This is a genomic window from Flavobacterium cerinum, assembly GCF_024496085.1.
Lineage (GTDB): Bacteria > Bacteroidota > Bacteroidia > Flavobacteriales > Flavobacteriaceae > Flavobacterium > Flavobacterium cerinum_A.
In genome coordinates this window covers 3,506,445-3,525,193 of record NZ_CP101751.1, presented here as the reverse complement: position 1 = coordinate 3,525,193, position 18,749 = coordinate 3,506,445, and the positions used below count along the sequence as shown (strand labels likewise).

Below are 18,749 nucleotides of genomic sequence, written 5' to 3'. Positions count from 1 at the left end.
AACTTAGTGCAAACAAATTCTCCGAAACACTTTATTTACGGAGGATACTTTAAAATACACGAACTGAATATGTTTATTGAACAAGCCAAAAAAGAAAATTTTAGATTTTTATCGTATTTGCCCATTCCGGTTTTTTTTCTGACACTGATGGTTGCCAATTATATAATGGCTGCCGATGTAGATACAGATGAAGCCATACACCAGAGTATCGCAGCAATTGGCGAAAATCTGACATTTGTAATGCTTATTATACCTTTATCTGTTGCTTGTTTGTTTTTATGGGGATGGGTGAAAATAATCCATCATCAGAGTATTACCAGTTTGACAACATCCCGACCTAAAGTGGATTGGGGGCGGATTTTCTTTTCGTTCGGATTATGGGCAGGATTATCTGTGGCAATGACACTGGCGGTTTATTTTTCGAGTCCGGAAAATTTTAAAATAAACTTTCAATTGGGACCGTTTTTGACCTTTTTTATATTGGCTATAATATTGATTCCATTGCAAACCAGTTTTGAAGAATACCTGTTTCGGGGGTATATGATGCAGGGAATCGGTGTTGTTACACGAAGTCGGTTAATTCCTTTGCTGATTACGTCGATAATGTTCGGACTGATGCATATTGCTAATCCGGAAGTTGGAAAAATGGGGTATGTTATATTGATTTATTATATCGGTACCGGTTTCTTTCTGGGAATTATTACGTTGATGGATGAGGGATTGGAACTGGCATTGGGATTCCATGCGGCCAATAATCTGGTCGGAGCTTTATTAGTGACATCCGATTGGACAGCTTTTCAGACGCATTCAATTTTAAAAGATATGTCGGAACCGACTGCCGGATTTGATGTGATTCTCCCGGTATTCGTGATTTTCCCGATATTGCTCTATATCTTTTCGAAGAAATACCAATGGAAGAACTGGAAGGAAAAGCTAACCGGTAAAATTGTATTTGAAAAATAACGATACGAATATGAGTACGAAACTAACCTACAAAAATGTACACAATCGTTTTAAATTAAACGGAATACACTTTAACGGAAAGGAATTGTGTGATAAGGCTTTTATATTTATTAAAGAAGGCGAGATACACGAAAAAGCCCTGGGAACTTTTATCCTGGAATGGTTTGACGGAAAAGATTATATCGAAATGACCACTTCCGGAACAACAGGTGCACCTAAAACGATTCAGTTAAAAAAAGCGGCTATGGTGAATTCAGCATTGGCTACAGGTGATTTTTTCGATTTAAAACCGGGTGACAGTGCGTTACATTGTTTACCTATTCAGTATATAGCGGGGAAAATGATGCTGGTTCGGGCTTTTATTCTCGGACTGGAGCTGGATTATGTATTGCCGGATTCTCATCCGTTGGATGTAACAGGGCGGAAGTATGATTTTGCAGCTATGGTACCATTACAGGTAGAGCAATCTTTGTTAGCATTGGATCTCGTTAAAAAAGTGATTATCGGCGGCGCCAAAATAAACGCAACTTTGGCTGAAAAGTTAAAAGCATTGCCAATAGCAGTTTACGAAACTTATGGAATGACGGAAACGATAACGCATATCGCAGCCAAAAAAGTGCAGGATATGGCTTTTACAATCTTACCGGGAATTGCAATTCATACCGATGAGAGAGGATGTCTGGTGATAGACGCGCCTCGTGTTTGTGATCATTCTTTGGTGACGAATGATATGGTAAACCTTGTAGATGATACGCATTTTATCTGGTTAGGACGTTATGATAATGTGATCAATAGTGGTGGAGTAAAATTATTTCCGGAACAGATTGAAGAAAAACTGGCAACGGCTATTTCGCATCGTTTTTTTGTGATCGGAAAAGAAGATGCTACTTTGGGTGAAAAGTTGGTGTTGGTCGTAGAAAGTGAGCCGTATACTATAGCACCTGAGGTTTTCGACCGATTGGAGAAATTTGAAAAACCGAAGGAAATCATTTTTGTACCGCATTTTAAAGAAACGGAAACCGGTAAGGTAAAACGAAGAGAAACGTTGGCGTAAAAGCATAAAAAAACCACAAAGTCACCCGTTATTATGTTCACAACACGTTTCTGAATACACGTTGGTTCAAGTGGACTTTGTGGTGGGATTTTATAAAACTTATTGATTCATTTTAAAATAATAATCGGCGGAGTGTTTTCCGCTTCCGTAGAAAAGGAAAAAAATACAGACCATAAGGGTAATGGAAGCCATAATCAGGTTTTGTGCATTCATTTGCCCAAAAAAGTTAATCATAACCGCTCCGATCAGTATCGGTAATTGTGCCCAAATCGACCAACGGGTTAATAGTCCGAAGATGATCATAATACCGCCAACCATATGTGCCGAAGCAACATAATGGATTAGTAACATTTCACTACCGAAATTCCTGTTTAATTGTCCTAGAATTTCATGTAAGTACTGTCTGTTTGTGATAAAAAATACCCCTTTTAAAAACAAAAAGACACCAAGAGCAATTCGTACCAGATCCAACGGATAGCTGGTATGAGCATTTGCCCATTTGTTTAAACTTTTTACTCTATCCATAACAAATGACTATTTGATTTAGGATGAAAGTTACTAAATAAAATTATAATTTAATAATAAATCAGTTGAAAATAAGTGTTTTAACTATGTAAAGTGTTAAAAAAATATATTTGTAGTTTATTTCTGAACAGTGAAATACATTTTCATCGTATTAAAACTTAGTTTGTCGGCTTTTATCTTTTTGTCGAATTTCTGCCATTCACTTGTTACATTGATCCGATTGGTTTTGCCGTCATAAGTGTATTCGATGGGCATTTCGAAATTTTCAACATCAGCTTTCCATCGGTATTCCAAACGATTATTACGTGTTCTAAGTTCCAGTTCCGGAATGTTTTTATAGCGTAAGTATTGATTAAACAAAGGGGTAAGATTCATACCGGTTTCCTTATTGAAGAAAGCAACAACGGTTTCGGTATCGATAATCTGTTTTTTATAAGTTTCGGAATAATCCAACAATAATTTCCACCATTTGGTATCGTCATTTATGATATGGCGTATGGTGTTTAGTAATAAGGAACCTTTGTAATACATATCGCCGGAACCTTCTTTGTTTACGCCGTAAAATCCGATTATCGGGCGGTCATTTTTGACATTTCTACTTTGTCCGTTTACATATAAAAGCGCTTTGTCATAGCCTAAATTACATTCCACAAAAACAGCTTCGGTATAAGTGGTAAAGGCTTCGTGAATCCACATGTCGGCGATGTCTTTGGAAGTAATGCTGTTTCCGAACCATTCGTGCCCGGATTCGTGAATAGTAATAAAATCGAATGTAAGTCCGATTCCGGTACCGCTCAGGTCATTACCCAGGTACCCTTTCCTGTATTTGTTTCCGTAAGCCACAGCACTTTGATGTTCCATACCCAAATAAGGTGTTTCGACCAGTTTATAGCTATCTTCCCAGAACGGATATTTTCCGAATTTTGACTGAAAGCAATCCATCATAGGTTTTACTTCTTCAAAATGCTTACGGGCTTTGGCTTCATTTTCGCGTAATACATAATAATCCAGATCTAAACCTTTATAATTATCGTGTATATGTGCATAATCAGCGATGTTGACCGTGATATCATAATTGTTTATCGGATTGATTACTTCCCAATCCCAACGGGTATAACCGTTTTTCAGATCTTCGCTACCTTTAAACCGACCGTTTGATACATTCATCAAACCGTTAGGAACAGCTACTTTTACGGTTGCACCATTATCCGGTTCGTCCGTTTGCGAATCTTTTACCGGATACCATAAACTGGCACCGGTTCCCTGTACGGCTACAGCAATCCAGTCTTTACCGCTACGATCTTTACTGAAAACAAAACCACCGTCCCAAGGCGCATTTTTAGCAACCACCGGCTGACCGGAATAATAAAAACGAATCTTTTGTGTACTGTCTTTTAAAAGGCGTTCCGGAAAAGCTATAAAAACAGCATCGTTGTCGCGTTGGTATTCCAGTTTTTTGTTTTGAAACAGAATACTGTCAACTTTCATATTTTCGAACAGATCCACCTGAATTTTATTCGTGTGCTGAACTACTTTAAAAGTAATATCATTAAATCCTTTAATGGAGCGTTCCTCGGGATTTATGGTGATATTTAAATCATAGCGCTGTACATCGTAACTGGTACGTTCCGGACGCAAACCGCCATGAAGAGAATCCCGACGTGTGAATACTTCTTTTTCAGTGATTAACTGTGCGGAAACCTGTTGGAAACCGAAAAGAAGGAGCGAAGACAGTATAATATTTTTCATAAGACAAGCTTTTAATTCAGGGGAAAAAATAGGTTTTTGCAATTTCCGGTAAAAGACCGGGAATAAAAAAATCTACTAATTATAAATAAGTAGTAGATTTTTCAAATTGTTACATAAAAGCGTGTTAAACCTGTATCACGCCTAAGTTAAACGGTTTTTCAATCGGAGCATGATTAGCCGCTTCAATTCCCATGGAAATCCATTTACGGGTATCCAGCGGATCGATAATGGCATCCGTCCAAAGTCGTGAAGCAGCGTAATAAGGGGATACCTGAGCATCATAGCGCGCTTTGATTTTATCAAACATTTCAGTTTCTTTTTCCGGAGTCAATTCTTCCCCTTTTGCTTTTAGCGAAGAAGCTTCAATCTGTAATAATACTTTGGCAGCCTGCGCACCTCCCATAACAGCCAATTCGGCACTTGGCCAGGCAAAAATCAGTCTCGGATCATAAGCTTTACCGCACATAGCGTAATTACCGGCACCATAAGAATTTCCTACGACAACAGTAAATTTCGGAACGACTGAGTTAGATACGGCATTTACCATTTTGGCGCCGTCTTTAATAATTCCGCCGTGTTCGGATTTGGAACCTACCATAAATCCGGTTACGTCCTGAAGGAAAACCAACGGAATTTTCTTTTGGTTACAGTTAGCAATAAAACGGGTTGCCTTATCCGCACTGTCGGAATAAATCACACCACCGAACTGCATTTCTCCTTTTTTGGTTTTTACCACTTTTCGCTGATTGGCTACAATTCCTACAGCCCATCCGTCGATACGGGCATATCCGGTAATGATGGTTTGACCATATCCGGCTTTATATTCGTCAAATTCGGAATTATCGACCATACGTTTGATGATTTCCATCATGTCGTATTGTTCAGAACGTGCTTTCGGAAGAATACCGTAAATTTCGTTTTCATCTAATGCCGGTTTTGCCGGTTTTTCACGGTTATAACCTGCTTTTTCGAAATCACCGATCTTTCCAACGATGTTTTTAATCGTATCCAAAGCATCTTTATCGTCTTTGGCTTTATAATCGGTAACGCCTGATATTTCGCAATGCGTAGTAGCACCGCCCAGCGTTTCATTGTCAATAGTTTCGCCGATAGCTGCTTTAACCAGGTAGCTTCCGGCAAGGAAAATACTTCCGGTTTTATCTACAATCAGGGCTTCGTCACTCATAATCGGAAGATAAGCACCTCCGGCTACACAGCTTCCCATTACGGCTGCAATTTGGGTAATTCCCATACTGCTCATGATAGCATTATTACGGAAAATACGACCGAAATGTTCTTTATCCGGGAAAATTTCATCCTGCATCGGTAAATAAACACCGGCACTGTCAACCAGATAAATAATCGGTAATTTATTTTCCATTGCGATTTCCTGTGCTCTCAGATTCTTTTTGGCAGTAATCGGGAACCAGGCTCCGGCTTTTACCGTAGCATCATTGGCTACTACTATACATTGTTTTCCTTTGATATATCCGATTTTAACAACTACACCGCCTGAAGGACATCCGCCATGTTCTTTATACATACCTTCGCCTACAAAAGCGCCGATTTCGATACTTTTTGATTTGTCGTCCAATAAATAATCGATACGCTCACGAGCCGTCATTTTTCCTTCTGCGTGTAATTTTGCAATACGTTTTTCGCCTCCTCCCAGTTTAACTTTAGTTAAATTTTGCTTTAATTCAGAGACTAAAAGTTTGTTATGATCTTCGTTTTTGTTGAAGTTTAAATCCATTTATATGTTGTTTAAGCTTTTGGGTTTGTTTGTCGGAGGGCTAATTTACGATTTAATTATCAAAATAAAAGGCGGTAAAAGGGGAAGTTTTTCGGAAGTATTAATTAAACATGAATTGTTGTTTACTTAACGTTAGCTTAACATTACAGGGGTAATTTCGCGTCATTAAATTAACATATGATGTCATTAAACAACATTTTCCAGTTTTTAGTACCGAAAGATAAGAAATTCTTTCCTCTTTTTGAGCAGGCTTCCCTAAACCTGATCCAGTTGGCAGAAACCCTTCATGAGGCGGTAAATGCCCCGAAAAATGAAAGAGAAGAGTACTACAAGAAGATTGAAGAGTTAGAAGCTAACATCGAAGAGATTACACATAAAACAAACCTGGAATTAAGCCGAAACTTTATTACTCCGTTTGACCGTGAAGATATTCACGCGCTAATTACGGCAATTGATGATGTAGCGGATTATATGCACGGAGCGGCAAGCAGAATGCGTTTGTATCAGGTAGAAAAAATTACAAAATCGATCCGTAAGTTAACGGAAATCAATTTAGAAGCTTGTCAGCATATCGGTAACGCGATTAAAGAGCTGAAAGATCTTAAAAACCTGAAAGCAATTGCTGATGCTTGTAAAAAAATCAACAAATTAGAGAGCAAAGCGGATAACGTATTTGATAAAGCAGTAGCCGATATTTTCGAAAATGAAACGGATGCTAAAAATATCATTAAATACAAAGAAGTTTTATCGGCATTAGAAACTGCATCTGACAAGTGTAAGAGTGTTGCCAATGTTTTAGAATCGGTTACGGTTAAGTATTCATAACAGCTCATCACTAGAAACAAGATCGTATGGATTTTACATTACTTGTCATAATCATTGTTTTAGCATTGATTTTTGATTATATCAACGGTTTTCACGATGCGGCCAACTCGATTGCGACCATTGTGGCAACAAAAGTACTAACTCCTTTTCAGGCGGTATTATGGGCAGCAGCGTTTAACTTTGCAGCTTATTTTATCTCGATGTACTGGATTGGTGAATTTAAGATTGGTAATACCATCGCCAAATCGGTTAATGAGAACTTTATTACGCTGGAAGTAATTCTTGCGGGACTTATTGCAGCAATTATCTGGAATTTATTAACCTGGAAACTGGGAATTCCGTCTTCTTCTTCTCATACCTTATTAGGAGGATTTATGGGAGCAGCTTTAGCACACGCCGGTTCATTATCGGAAAACGGAGTGGATGTAATTAACTACGCCAAAGTAATCCCGACTTTCCTTTTTATCTTTTGTGCACCATTGATCGGTATGTTTGTCGCCTATCTGATAACCATCCTGATTATGAATATTTGCCGAAAGGTCAATCCGCATAAAGCTGATAAATGGTTTAAAAAATTACAGTTAGTGTCTTCAGCGTTGTTCAGTTTAGGACACGGAGGAAACGATGCTCAGAAAGTAATGGGTATCATCGGAGCAGCTGTAATCTGTTACCATATGAATATCGGTGACGTAGCTTATACGGCTTTGGATTCAAATCATCGTTTTGCACACTTTGTTGAAGATTGGGCCTGGGTACCATTTGTGAGTTTCCTTGCAATCGGTTTAGGAACATTAAGCGGCGGATGGAAGATCGTTAAAACAATGGGATCTAAAATTACCAAAGTAACACCATTAGAAGGAGTAGCAGCTGAAACTGCCGGTGCGGTTACCTTATATTTAACCGAGCATATGGGAGTTCCGGTATCGACTACACACACTATTACCGGTTCGATTATCGGGGTTGGAATTACAAAACGTATTTCAGCAGTACGATGGGGAGTAACTATTAACCTTTTATGGGCGTGGATCCTGACTATTCCGGTATCTGCTTTAATTGCCGGAATCATTTATTATATTCTGAAATTGGCACTGTAATTCTACAGTCATCTATAAATAAAAAAAAAGAGCTGCATAGCTCTTTTTTTTTATTTATCTTTTAAGAATTTCATGTTGTAAACTATGATCCGATCGTTGTAATAGATATACATCTGTTTGCGGTTTCCTTGTTTCTTTCGGGTATAAATTGCGATAGTACAATCTTCTCCGTCATTCGTTACACATTGAAAGGACGCAATATCATCGGTAGCAGTCGACTTTACATCAAAATATTTAACAATCTTAAATAATTGTTCGACACCGGAATAGACCATGATTCTGTTTTTCTGCGTATTCAGGTCGATAACAATCTCCGCTTTCCGGAACTCGGTATAGTCGCTCCATTTTCCTTTTTTATCCTTTTCAGCGACACTTACACCGGTAGTCACAAAACGGTAATCCTGACTATAGAGCTGACTGGTTCCTGCTAAAAAAAGTAAAACCAAAAGTGTTTTTCGAATCGTTTTCATTTTATTACTGTGCTTTAATGGTGGCAATAATACAAAAAAACGCACCGACCGACATAATTATTTTATGAGTTTTTTGATAAGCCTCTTTTTTAAGGAAACATAAACGATTTTATGCGTCAAAAAATGTAAATTCGCAGCATGATGAATAAAAATGAAATCGAAGCGATCAGGTTATTGTTAGCTTCACCCAAAAAAATAGTAATCATTCCTCATAGAAACCCGGACGGAGACGCTATGGGTTCTACGTTGGCACTATATCATACTTTTGTTAAATTAGGACATGAAGCAGTAGTTATAGCGCCTAATGAATTTCCTGATTTTTTAAACTGGCTTCCGGCTGCTGATAAGGTTCGGATTTTTGAAACTCAAAAAAACACCTGTGAAACAATATTGTTACAGGCAGATATCATTTTTACTCTCGATTTTAATGCTTTGCACCGAACCGGTGAACAGATGGAAACGTTCTTAAAAACGTTGACAGATAAATTGTTTATCATGATTGACCATCACCAGTTACCGGATACCTATGCAAAATATAAGTTTTCCGATACGAATTACGGATCGACCTGTGAAATGGTTTATACCTTCCTGACAGAATTAGGGATGGCGGAATTAATAGATAAAACTATTGCAACCTGTATTTATACCGGTATTGTAACGGATTCCGGTTCTTTCCGTTTTCCGTTAACAACAAGTACAACGCATCGTGTAGTAGCCGATCTGATTGATAGAGGAGTAGAAAACAGTAAAATTCATAATTTGCTTTTCGATACAAGTTCTTACAATCGTTTGCAGTTATTGGGGCGTGGTTTGCAAAATCTGAAGCTATTGCCGCAGTATAAAACATCTTATATTACTTTAAGTCAGGAGGAACTGGATCAGTTTCATTATGTTAAAGGAGATACGGAAGGAATTGTAAACTACGGATTATCGATTGAGGGAATTAATTTTACAGCTATTTTTATTGAAAATAAAGAGGAAGGTATTGTGAAAATTTCATTCCGTTCACAAGGTAATTTTGATGTAAATCAGTTTGCCAGACAACATTTTAACGGTGGCGGACATATTAATGCAGCAGGAGGTAAATCCTTTTTACCGTTAGACGAAACGATACAACAATTTATTGCTATTTTAGCATCGGAAAAGACAACGTAAGTTATGAAAAGAATATGTTTTTTAGGCGTTGCCATTATGGGGTTTGTATTTACAAGCTGTTCCCAGCAACAGGCCCGGCAACCGATTTCGCATAGTTCGGGAACTTTTATAAAAGAATCGATCCAGCGAAATAAGAAATTGATTGCGAATGAAGAGTCTTTGATTGAAGCAGTGATCAATAAAGATACAGCCAAAACGTATGTTGCTTCTGCAAAAGGATATTGGTACCGTTATGATGTGAAAAACGAACAGGAAACGCTGACACCTAAAAAAGGAGATGTGGCTTACTTCGATTATCATATCAGTGACCTGGAAGGAAAAATTATTTACAGCGAATCCGATTTAAAACCGCAGGTCTATCATGTAGATAAACAAAATATCATGATGGGACTTCGGGACGGAATCAAACTAATGAAAAAAGGAGAGAAAGTAACCTTTTTATTTCCGTCACATATGGCATACGGTTATCACGGTGATAACGATAAAATCGGAACCAATCAACCGTTGATATGTACGGTAACATTAACCGATTTTAAACCGGATACCACAACCAAGACCAAGGCAGAGCCTAAAACAGCAACCAAAACAGAACCGAAAAACCAACCCGAAAACTAGTAATAATTATCAATTTAAAAATGAAATCAATGACAAGTTTATTTTTAGGCCTTATTGCTTTATTTACATCTTGTACATCGTCTTATGACAAATTAGGCGACGGACTTTATGCTGATATTGAAACCAATAAAGGTAACATAATCGTTAAATTAGAATACCAGAAAACACCGGTTACGGTAGCGAATTTTGTATCGTTAGCGGAAGGTAAAAACCCTTTTGTAAAAGATAAATTCAAAGGGAAACCGTTTTATAACGACATTAAGTTTCACCGTGTGATCAAAGATTTTATGATTCAGGGCGGTGATCCGGACGGAAACGGAGAAGGCGGACCGGGTTATAAATTTAAAGATGAAATTGCACCGGATCTTAAACATTCTAAAGCCGGAATTTTATCAATGGCAAATGCAGGACCGGGTACTAATGGTAGCCAGTTTTTCATTACACATAAAGCAACGCCTTGGTTAGACGGAAAACACAGTGTTTTCGGAGAAGTAGTTCAAGGATTGGATATCGTAAATAAAATCGAACAAAACGATGTAATTAAAAAGATTACGATCATCCGTGTAGGTAAAGATGCTAAGAAATTTGACGCTGCAAAAGTGTTTAAAGGCTACTACGATACTGAGTCGGTAGCACAAAAGAAACTAGCTGAAAGTCTGGAAAAAGTAAAAACGGAAAAAGTTGCCGCTTTTGCTGCTGCCAGAACCGGAGCGACTAAAACGCAATCCGGATTACAATATGCTATTGTACATAAAGGAAGCGGTAAAAAACCGGCTAACGGAACTCAGGTATATGTACATTATGCCGGTTATTTTGAAAACGGAGACTTATTTGATACAAGTTATGAAGATATCGCAACAGCATTCGGTAAACTGGATCCGAACCGCGCTGCAGCGAATCAATATATGCCGTTTCCTTTTCCGTACGGAAAGAAAGAAGGTCTGATCCCGGGCTTTATTGAAGGTCTGGAAAATATGTCATTTGGTGATAAAGCAATCCTTTTTATCCCGTCGCATTTAGCTTACGGTGAAAGAGGTTATGCAATCATTCCGCCAAACACAAATTTAATTTTCGAAATTGAAATGCTGGAAACGCCACCGGTTCCGAAAGCAAAACAATAAATAAAAGAAAGTAAAAGTCCCGAATTTTCGGGACTTTTTTTATGACATTAGTTGCTGTTCCAATCGATTTTACGGGAAAGATACATGACCAGTCCGAGAATGATAAATAAACCGATACTGCCAACTAGAAGGGCATAATTTTCCATTTGAATGATGATGTATATGAATAAATACAAAGCAGATAGTGAGGTGCCGATTAATGCCGGAAATTTGCGATTCTTTAGAATAGAGAAGGAATAGAGCGTGATCATTATAACAACGGCGATTCCGGAAATAACATAAGCTAACCGGAAGCTACTGTGTTCTGTTATCGCAATAAGCAATGTGTAGAACATTACCAATGCAATACCGATCATAAAATACTGGAAAATATGAACCCGGATTTTACTGATGGCCTGAATAAGGAAAAACGTCAGGAATGTAAGTCCGATTACTAAAAAGCCATATTTAGACACTCTTTCATTTTTCTGATATTCGTCTACCGGAACAACAAAGTTAACACCAAAAGCGTATTTACTCAGATCGGGAAGTGTTTTAAAGTACTGTTGCGAAAAGGCTCTGTTGATATGAAGTACTTTCCATTTGGCAGAAAAACCATTATCGGTAATTACTTTGGTTTTATCATTAGGAAGAAAATTACCGGTAAAACTCGGGCTATGCCAGTTGGATTTCATACTCATTTCCGTAGTTTTTCCGATAGGAACCATTTTGATCAACTCGCTTCCATTGTATTTGATTTTAAACTGGAAAGCAGCCGGAAAAAGAGCGGAACCGGATAAGTCAATGTACGGGGTTTCCAGCGCTTCATAACCGGAATTACTATTGTATATAGGTTCAAAGGTGTGCTTTTGACCGTTAAATGTAATGTCAACCTGATCTTTAATACTTTTCAGATTGGTGGTCTGAATCAATATTGTTGCTTTATCCCAATGGACATATCCGGCAGGAATATTATGCAAATCAAAATCCGGCTTAATATAAGAGCCTTTAAAATTCATTTCAGCAGTATATACCGTTGCATCATAAATACTGCGATTTAACGGTTTCGTTTCGACAGTTGTCTGATTGTCCAGTTGCTCCGGAAATAAATAAGCATATTTGTATGTTTTGCTGTTAGGATCGGTATACGGAATTTTTAATATCGGCCCGTAAAAATAAATGCTGCTTCCCCATTTTTCACCGACTTCTTTTACAACTTCATTTTTTCGTTCGGAACGTTCTTCAATTAAGTTTTGTACAAAAGCCAGTGGTATTAAAAGTATCAGTGCCAGAAAACCAACCATGATCATTTTGACAGTCGGTGTTTGCAGAAAAGGAATTTCAATTTTAGGAGTAGTTACTTCCGGTTGGAAAGGTCTTTTTTCAGATGATTGGTCCATGATAATTAGATTTAAGATTATATGATTTTAAATGTTTTTCGGATTTTTTCGGTAGGATGCAATAACAATTTTGAATAATCGAGATAGTAAAATGACAGCGCTTTTTGACCTCTTTTGTAATACGAAATAAAAAAGAAGAGTTCCAGCGGGTAAAAAAGGGAACCAATAAACAATACAGCAAGAAGATAAAGACTTCGTTTTCCGTTTCCGAATAAATAAAACTGCATGGCAATTTCTTCTTTTACACTCGTGCCAATACCGGTGAGTACGTGCATTACGTCATGATCTTCGAGTTTAGGTTCCATAGAAAAATGATTTACTGTTAAAAAAAGACCCAAATCATGGCCTAATGACTGTTCCGGATAGGTTAGTAGTATTTCTCTGTTAACGGTCCAGGGTTCTTTATTCTTAAAGAAACGTTGGTACGGGATCTTGCTCAGGTTGTAAAGTAGTTCGAATAATTTATCTTTCATAGTTTTTTAAAAGCACTTTGAATTTCAAAGTAAAAGGGTAAAAAAATAGCGTTATTGTTTTTGAATTAATTTTTCCAGCGCATCAATATGATCCTGAAAAGCTTTGCGTCCCTCTTTTGTAGCAATATATCGGGTATTGGGTTTCTTTCCGATAAATTGTTTTTCAATCGCAATATAACCTTCACTTTCTAAAGCTTTGGCATGACTGGCCAGATTACCGTCAGTCACACCTAAAAGCTCTTTAAGTGTGTTAAAATCAGCATATTCATTAACCATCAGAATGGACATAATCCCCAAACGGATGCGATGGTCGAATGCTTTATTGATATTTTCGAGTAAATTTTTCAAAACAATTATTTTCGGTCGTATTTATAATGCATCACAGCACCGTAAAGAATGTGGCAAATTCCGAATCCAAGTGCCCAAAAGTACAAACCATAATTGGAAAATACTACAGCGAAAAGGCCTAATATTATTTCTGTGATTCCCAAATAGCGGACATCTCTTAAGGTGTATTTACTGGCGTTTAAACAGGCCATACCATAAAAAATAAGCGTGATTGGCGCAACCAGATCATAGTAGCTTTTTTGTATCAGTAATAAGGTTAGAATGCCGCCCGAAACTAAAGGGATGCAAAAATTGATCAACAGTCTTTTTGAAGACGGATTCCACATTTTTTCGCCCACTATACGTGCTTTATTCGCCGTTTGAAAATAGGCCGTTACCAATGAAGCGATAAGGATAATAGCAGCAATAAGAACCAATTGTCGGAACAAAGGACTGCCTGTTGAGATGTAAGCTTCGGTATTATGCTGAACAAGATAATTAGCGAAAAACGCACCTGCTAATGCATACACGCCGGCAGCTACACCGGAAAGACCGCTTAATGAGATAAACTGTGTGGATTTATTCATTAAGTCTTTGATCTCTTTTAAGTCCTGCAAATAATTATTATGATCCATCTTTAAAGTACTTTGAAATACAAAGTAATGTATAATTTTTGAAATGAACAATATTTTGCGAAAATATTTCAGATAAAAATCAGAAGGATCGGAAATTCCCGAAACAAGTGATATTTTTGTATAAATATTTTAAAAATGCGTGTATTAGGCTTTCTTTTGGTAACTATCGGTGTTCTGTTCGGATTGTACCTTCTGATGATAGTTGTCGGACTTTCAATTGCTCCGGCCGATTTAAAGGGGGAGAAGCAAAGTTATATTATCGGACATCGTTTTGGGACGATTGTAGCGATTGTGCTATTGGCAGCAGTTGACTTTCTATTGATTTGGTTGGGAAAACGATTAATCCGAAAGGCAAAAAATATAGGATAACATATAAAAAAAACAGAAATGAAGCCGGCAGACCTTTATATTATTAACCAACCGGAACCGTATCGTTCGATATTGTTACATTTAGTAGCGGTTTTGGAAGCTACTATAAAAGAATCCTACCAGTTGGAATGCAAGTGGAAGGTACCATATATGTATTATAAAGGCCGACCGTTTTGTTTTTTGAATGCCAGTCATAAAAGGCAATTTGTAGATTTAGGTTTTTCCAGAGGATTTAAGTTACAGCAACACCAGGATGTTCTGGTTGCCGATGGCGGAAGGAATACCATGAAATCATTGCGGTATCAATCACTAGAGGAAATTGATCATGAAATTTTAGTCGATTTGATCCGGGAAGCCATGACATTATATCCATAAAAAAAGACTCCATAGGGAGTCTTTTTTCTTTATTTCTCACCGAGAATTAGATTCTGAAAATCCCACCAAAAGCAATAACACGTTCTAAGAACATAAAATGCTGCGAGGCTTTATCGTCATTGCTGTAAGTAGTCTTGATATCATTCATGTTGATATAACCTCCTTTTAGTTCAGCCTGAATAAAGAAATGCTTAAAGAAGGTAAGATTAAGTCCTGCTTTTGCAGAAAGTCCAAATCCGGAAATATGGAAATCATCGTGACGTTCTTTGTTAAATAGTTTGGCATTGGTTTTAGGGAATAAAACACCACCGCCAACACCTTCGGTTACGTTAATCTGAAATATATCAGTGTCGGTAATACCAAACCATTTAGAGATATCATCAACACGTGAAAACTCAGTATTGATATAGTTTAAACCATCTGTATGTTCGAAAGTAAGGAAACTTTCATCGGTTAAATCAACCATCCCGTTGTTAACAACTGTCTGATCGTAAGTTGAAGGATAATTACCGGAAATTCGGGCTACCTGATCCTGACGCATTACATATTTCATATGATCAACACCAATTGAAATATTGTATTTGTCTGTGATAAAATAACCGACACGAAGATTGGTTTGCGGGATTGTCATTCTTCCCGGGTTGATATAGTCAACGTGCCATCCTTTGGGTTTGTCTTGTGCTTCAACATTATGAAGCGTAAAATCGTAATCAGCTCCTCGGAAATGAATATCGGAATCGGTAAAATTCGCTCGGTTTCCACCCCAGAAAATATAGAATTTACCTTTGTTATGCGCCGTGTATTTTTCAGGTCTTACTGCTTCTTCCTGAGCAAAGGTGTACTGTGAAAAAACACAAAAAGTTAGCACAGCCATTAAAAATGGATGTTTCATTATTGATAGTAAAAATTAAAATGAATTTACTGTTTTACGGATCGCAACCAATTTTTCCATCAGCCCTTCGAAATAATCAAGGTGTAACATATTGGCTCCGTCACTTTTCGCATTGGCCGGATCGAAATGGGTTTCAATAAAGATTCCGTCTACGCCAACGGCAATTCCGGCTTTAGCAACCGTTTCGATCATATCCGGACGACCTCCGGTAACACCTACAGTTTGATTAGGTTGTTGCAGGGAGTGTGTTACATCAAGTACCGTGGTAGCAAATTGTTGCATCGTAGGAATACCTCTATAGTCAACAATCATATCCTGATAACCGAACATCGTACCGCGATCGGTCACCATAACGTTTTCATTATGACAATCCAATACTTTTTGTACGGCGTGTTTCATGCTTTCCGGACTCATAAACTGACCTTTTTTCAGGTTTACCGTTTTTCCGGTTTCAGCAGCTGCTACAACTAAATCAGTCTGACGCACTAAAAAAGCCGGGATCTGTAAAATATCAACATATTCGGCAGCCATTACAGCATCGTGATTTTCATGGATATCGGTAACAGTAGGTACTCCGAATTCTTTGGATACTTTTTGTAATATTTTAAGCGCTTTTTCATCCCCGATACCGGTAAAACTATCAATTCGGGAACGGTTTGCTTTTTTAAAGGAGCCTTTAAATATGTAAGGAATCTGAAGACGATCAGTAATACCAACCAGATTTTCAGCAATTCGCATAGCCATTTCTTCGCCTTCAATTGCACAAGGACCGGCTAATAAAAAGAAATTTCCGCTATCAGTATGTTTGATTTGCGGTATATTGGATAAGTTCATAGTTGATTCTTAAAAAGTGCAACAAATATACAACAAAAATCCTTCCGAAATACGTTCCGAAAGGATGTGATTTCTTATAAAATTCTTAAAATTAGTGTGTTCTGGATGGGTTTTTCTTAATGGATAAACCTTTCGGACACATTATTTTGCCTTTTTCGAAAGTGTTGAAATGAAGCGTAACCGGTTTTGAATTGCCTTCCCAGGTTACGGTATATACAGCCAGCATTCCGGCTCCTACCCGGTTGTGTTTGGTAGGAAACGGACAACAGGTTCCGGTTTTTTCGAATTGTAATTTTTGCCCGTCCGGACCTTCTAATCCGTTAAAAAAGTAAGTTACATTGTTCTTTTCCTGTGATTCGGCTATAAAGCCGATATTGATCGGATAGTCCTGATCATAGCCGTATTTGGCATTGTCACTGTATTCGGTTAAAACATAATAATCATCCCGGATAATCGGTCGTGAAGCCGTATCATCTATGTTTTTAATGGTCGACTTGGTACTGATGCAGGAAGTAACAGATAAAGCCAGCGTAAGTAGGACAAATGATATTTTTTTCATAATTAATTTTGTTTTTTAGTCTGAATGAAAAAGGAAATAGCTGCTGATGCTACGATACCAAGTGACAAGATGTTTAAAAATCCTTGTGAAATAAAACTTTGCAGATTAAAATAACCTGTAGCAAATTCTTTTCGGGCCGGATTGGTTTTGACAACATTGGCAATAGCATTTGTAAAAAACTCAGGAGCGATCAGTTCGTGAAAAATGATTTGTACCAGCGGACTGATTGCTGCAATCAATAAAGTTAGAATCGCACCGGAAATAAAAGCCTGTTTGTATGTGATGTTTCCGTTATAGAACGTATTTCGTTTCTCTCTTAAAGCCAGTGTATAAATGATAATATAAACAATCCCGAAAAGCAGACTGATAAAGAAATAACGATTGATTCTTTCATCGTGAAAACCGGTTGCTTTCTCTAAAAACAGCCATAAAATAGCAGTAACGGAAAAAATAACACTCCATTTTATTTCGGTAAAAAACTTTTTCATGTGCGGATAAATTTATGATTCCAAAGGTAGCAGAATATTTTATTTGCTGAAAATTATGTAATCATTGTTACACAAAATAATAGTTGAATAAGTACTTTTGTCTCAAATCAATTTTTTATGGAAATTATTTATGGAACATGGCCCTGGTATATATCGGGCTTTTTGATCGGGATGGTTATGCTAATGCTTATTTATTTTGGAAAGGCGTTTGGTATGTCATCTAATTTACGAACATTATGCAGTGTAGCGGGAGCGGGTCGTTTTGCCGAATTTTTCCGATTCGACTGGAAAGCACAACGCTGGAATCTGGCTGTTGTTTTCGGAGCGATGCTGGGCGGTTTTGTAGCGGTTCATTTTTTAAGCGACGGAAGCGGTGTTGCTCTTAATCCGAAAACAGTTGAGCAACTGGCAACAATGCATATTGAAGCGCCGGAAGGAAAACTGGCTCCGGATTCGTTAATGGGATTTGAAGCCCTGAAAAGTCCGAAGACCTTTATTATATTGTTAGTTGGTGGTTTACTGATCGGTTTCGGTACCCGTTATGCCGGTGGTTGTACGTCCGGACATGCGATTTCGGGATTGAGTAATTTACAATTACCGTCTTTAATCGCTGTAATCGGATTCTTTATCGGAGGATTGATTATGTCCCATTTTCTTTTACCCTTAATTTTCGGATAGTCATGAAATATATAAAATTTATACTGGTAGGATTTGTTTTCGGAATCGTACTAACCAAATCGGAAGCCGTATCGTGGTACCGTATTTATGAAATGTTTCAATTTCAGTCGTTCCATATGTTCGGGATTATTATGGTTGCTGTAGTAACCGGTGTAATTGGTGTTCAGTTAATTAAACGGAATAATGTAAAAGATTATACCGGAGCGCCGATTAAAATTGAAGATAAAGAAAAAGGATTTGCCCGTTATATTATCGGAGGTACTTTATTCGGATTGGGATGGGCAATGGTCGGATCGTGTCCGGGACCAATTTTTATTCTGTTAGGAGCCGGATTCTGGGGAGCCGGAGTGATCTTGTTAGGAGCACTTTTGGGAACTTATATCTATGGATTGTTAAAAGATATTCTGCCTCATTAG

General features: G+C 37.7%; 23 protein-coding genes. 11 read left to right on the top strand and 12 right to left on the bottom strand.

What is annotated here, in order from left to right; all coding sequences use genetic code 11:
- Positions 1-6: 6 nt before the first annotated feature.
- Positions 7-963, top strand: a complete 957-nt coding sequence (locus tag NOX80_RS15860) for a CPBP family intramembrane glutamic endopeptidase (protein WP_371926057.1) — start codon at positions 7-9, stop codon at positions 961-963.
- A 10-nt stretch (positions 964-973) separates the two neighbouring features.
- On the top strand, positions 974-2,017 hold the full coding sequence (locus NOX80_RS15855; protein WP_256550778.1) for an AMP-binding protein: 1,044 nt from the start codon (positions 974-976) through the stop codon (positions 2,015-2,017).
- A 99-nt stretch (positions 2,018-2,116) separates the two neighbouring features.
- Here the strand turns inward: NOX80_RS15855 and NOX80_RS15850 are convergent, their stop codons facing one another.
- The 3 genes from NOX80_RS15850 to NOX80_RS15840 form a co-directional block, all read right to left on the bottom strand.
- Positions 2,117-2,542 carry a DoxX family protein gene (locus NOX80_RS15850; RefSeq protein WP_256550777.1) on the bottom strand — a complete coding sequence of 142 codons (426 nt, stop codon included), beginning with the start codon at positions 2,540-2,542 and terminating at the stop codon, positions 2,117-2,119.
- Between the two features lie 117 nt (positions 2,543-2,659).
- A complete protein-coding gene (locus NOX80_RS15845) occupies positions 2,660-4,291 on the bottom strand; it encodes a M1 family metallopeptidase (protein WP_256550776.1) in 1,632 nt (543 codons plus the stop codon).
- A gap of 124 nt (positions 4,292-4,415) precedes the next feature.
- Positions 4,416-6,044 (bottom strand): acyl-CoA carboxylase subunit beta, encoded by a 1,629-nt coding sequence (locus NOX80_RS15840; protein ID WP_256550774.1) that lies wholly within the window; start codon positions 6,042-6,044, stop codon positions 4,416-4,418.
- A gap of 180 nt (positions 6,045-6,224) precedes the next feature.
- On the opposite strand from NOX80_RS15840, the gene NOX80_RS15835 reads away from it, so the two are divergent.
- Together NOX80_RS15835 and NOX80_RS15830 are read left to right on the top strand one after the other, a co-directional pair.
- Complete coding sequence (locus tag NOX80_RS15835) at positions 6,225-6,869, top strand: DUF47 domain-containing protein (protein WP_256553029.1); 645 nt, start codon at positions 6,225-6,227, stop codon at positions 6,867-6,869.
- 26 nt (positions 6,870-6,895) lie between these two features.
- Entirely contained in the window at positions 6,896-7,963 is a 1,068-nt protein-coding gene (locus NOX80_RS15830; RefSeq protein ID WP_256550773.1) for an inorganic phosphate transporter, read from the top strand.
- A gap of 50 nt (positions 7,964-8,013) precedes the next feature.
- Here NOX80_RS15830 and NOX80_RS15825 read toward each other — a convergent pair whose 3' ends face one another.
- Positions 8,014-8,433 (bottom strand): hypothetical protein, encoded by a 420-nt coding sequence (locus tag NOX80_RS15825; RefSeq protein WP_256550772.1) that lies wholly within the window; start codon positions 8,431-8,433, stop codon positions 8,014-8,016.
- Positions 8,434-8,574: 141 nt separating this feature from the next.
- On the opposite strand from NOX80_RS15825, the gene NOX80_RS15820 reads away from it, so the two are divergent.
- Genes NOX80_RS15820 through NOX80_RS15810 form a run of 3 tightly spaced genes read left to right on the top strand, consistent with a single transcriptional unit; the run spans position 8,575 to position 11,324 of the window.
- A complete protein-coding gene (locus tag NOX80_RS15820) occupies positions 8,575-9,588 on the top strand; it encodes a DHH family phosphoesterase (protein WP_256553028.1) in 1,014 nt (337 codons plus the stop codon).
- 3 nt (positions 9,589-9,591) lie between these two features.
- Positions 9,592-10,203 carry a gliding motility-associated peptidyl-prolyl isomerase GldI gene (gldI, locus tag NOX80_RS15815; protein WP_256550771.1) on the top strand — a complete coding sequence of 204 codons (612 nt, stop codon included), beginning with the start codon at positions 9,592-9,594 and terminating at the stop codon, positions 10,201-10,203.
- 20 nt (positions 10,204-10,223) lie between these two features.
- Positions 10,224-11,324, top strand: coding sequence for a peptidylprolyl isomerase (locus tag NOX80_RS15810; protein ID WP_256550770.1), 1,101 nt, complete (start codon positions 10,224-10,226; stop codon positions 11,322-11,324).
- Positions 11,325-11,371: 47 nt separating this feature from the next.
- Here the strand turns inward: NOX80_RS15810 and creD are convergent, their stop codons facing one another.
- From creD to NOX80_RS15790, 4 genes are all read right to left on the bottom strand, one after another.
- Positions 11,372-12,613 (bottom strand): cell envelope integrity protein CreD, encoded by a 1,242-nt coding sequence (gene creD, locus NOX80_RS15805; RefSeq protein WP_256553027.1) that lies wholly within the window; start codon positions 12,611-12,613, stop codon positions 11,372-11,374.
- Positions 12,614-12,720: 107 nt separating this feature from the next.
- On the bottom strand, positions 12,721-13,176 hold the full coding sequence (locus tag NOX80_RS15800) for a ubiquinone biosynthesis protein COQ4 (protein WP_256550769.1): 456 nt from the start codon (positions 13,174-13,176) through the stop codon (positions 12,721-12,723).
- Between the two features lie 51 nt (positions 13,177-13,227).
- Positions 13,228-13,524, bottom strand: coding sequence for a winged helix-turn-helix domain-containing protein (locus NOX80_RS15795; RefSeq protein WP_256550768.1), 297 nt, complete (start codon positions 13,522-13,524; stop codon positions 13,228-13,230).
- A 5-nt stretch (positions 13,525-13,529) separates the two neighbouring features.
- The gene (locus NOX80_RS15790; protein ID WP_256550767.1) at positions 13,530-14,138 is read right to left on the bottom strand and encodes a hypothetical protein; all 609 of its coding nucleotides are present in this window, start codon (positions 14,136-14,138) and stop codon (positions 13,530-13,532) included.
- Between the two features lie 135 nt (positions 14,139-14,273).
- Here NOX80_RS15790 and NOX80_RS15785 point away from each other — a divergent pair, with 135 nt between their 5' ends.
- The gene (locus NOX80_RS15785) at positions 14,274-14,507 is read left to right on the top strand and encodes a hypothetical protein (protein ID WP_256550766.1); all 234 of its coding nucleotides are present in this window, start codon (positions 14,274-14,276) and stop codon (positions 14,505-14,507) included.
- An 18-nt stretch (positions 14,508-14,525) separates the two neighbouring features.
- The gene (locus NOX80_RS15780) at positions 14,526-14,882 is read left to right on the top strand and encodes a DUF1801 domain-containing protein (RefSeq protein ID WP_256550765.1); all 357 of its coding nucleotides are present in this window, start codon (positions 14,526-14,528) and stop codon (positions 14,880-14,882) included.
- Between the two features lie 46 nt (positions 14,883-14,928).
- Here the strand turns inward: NOX80_RS15780 and NOX80_RS15775 are convergent, their stop codons facing one another.
- The 4 genes from NOX80_RS15775 to NOX80_RS15760 all read right to left on the bottom strand — a co-directional run bounded on the left by NOX80_RS15775 (position 14,929) and on the right by NOX80_RS15760 (position 17,655).
- Entirely contained in the window at positions 14,929-15,774 is an 846-nt protein-coding gene (locus NOX80_RS15775) for a hypothetical protein (protein WP_256550764.1), read from the bottom strand.
- A 15-nt stretch (positions 15,775-15,789) separates the two neighbouring features.
- Positions 15,790-16,608, bottom strand: a complete 819-nt coding sequence (kdsA, locus tag NOX80_RS15770) for a 3-deoxy-8-phosphooctulonate synthase (RefSeq protein WP_256550763.1) — start codon at positions 16,606-16,608, stop codon at positions 15,790-15,792.
- Between the two features lie 91 nt (positions 16,609-16,699).
- The gene (locus NOX80_RS15765; RefSeq protein ID WP_256550762.1) at positions 16,700-17,167 is read right to left on the bottom strand and encodes a 2-dehydro-3-deoxyphosphooctonate aldolase; all 468 of its coding nucleotides are present in this window, start codon (positions 17,165-17,167) and stop codon (positions 16,700-16,702) included.
- A gap of 2 nt (positions 17,168-17,169) precedes the next feature.
- Positions 17,170-17,655 (bottom strand): DUF4199 domain-containing protein, encoded by a 486-nt coding sequence (locus tag NOX80_RS15760; protein WP_256550761.1) that lies wholly within the window; start codon positions 17,653-17,655, stop codon positions 17,170-17,172.
- 117 nt (positions 17,656-17,772) lie between these two features.
- Here NOX80_RS15760 and NOX80_RS15755 point away from each other — a divergent pair, with 117 nt between their 5' ends.
- Entirely contained in the window at positions 17,773-18,333 is a 561-nt protein-coding gene (locus NOX80_RS15755; protein WP_256550760.1) for a YeeE/YedE family protein, read from the top strand.
- A 2-nt stretch (positions 18,334-18,335) separates the two neighbouring features.
- Positions 18,336-18,749, top strand: coding sequence for a DUF6691 family protein (locus tag NOX80_RS15750; protein ID WP_256550759.1), 414 nt, complete (start codon positions 18,336-18,338; stop codon positions 18,747-18,749).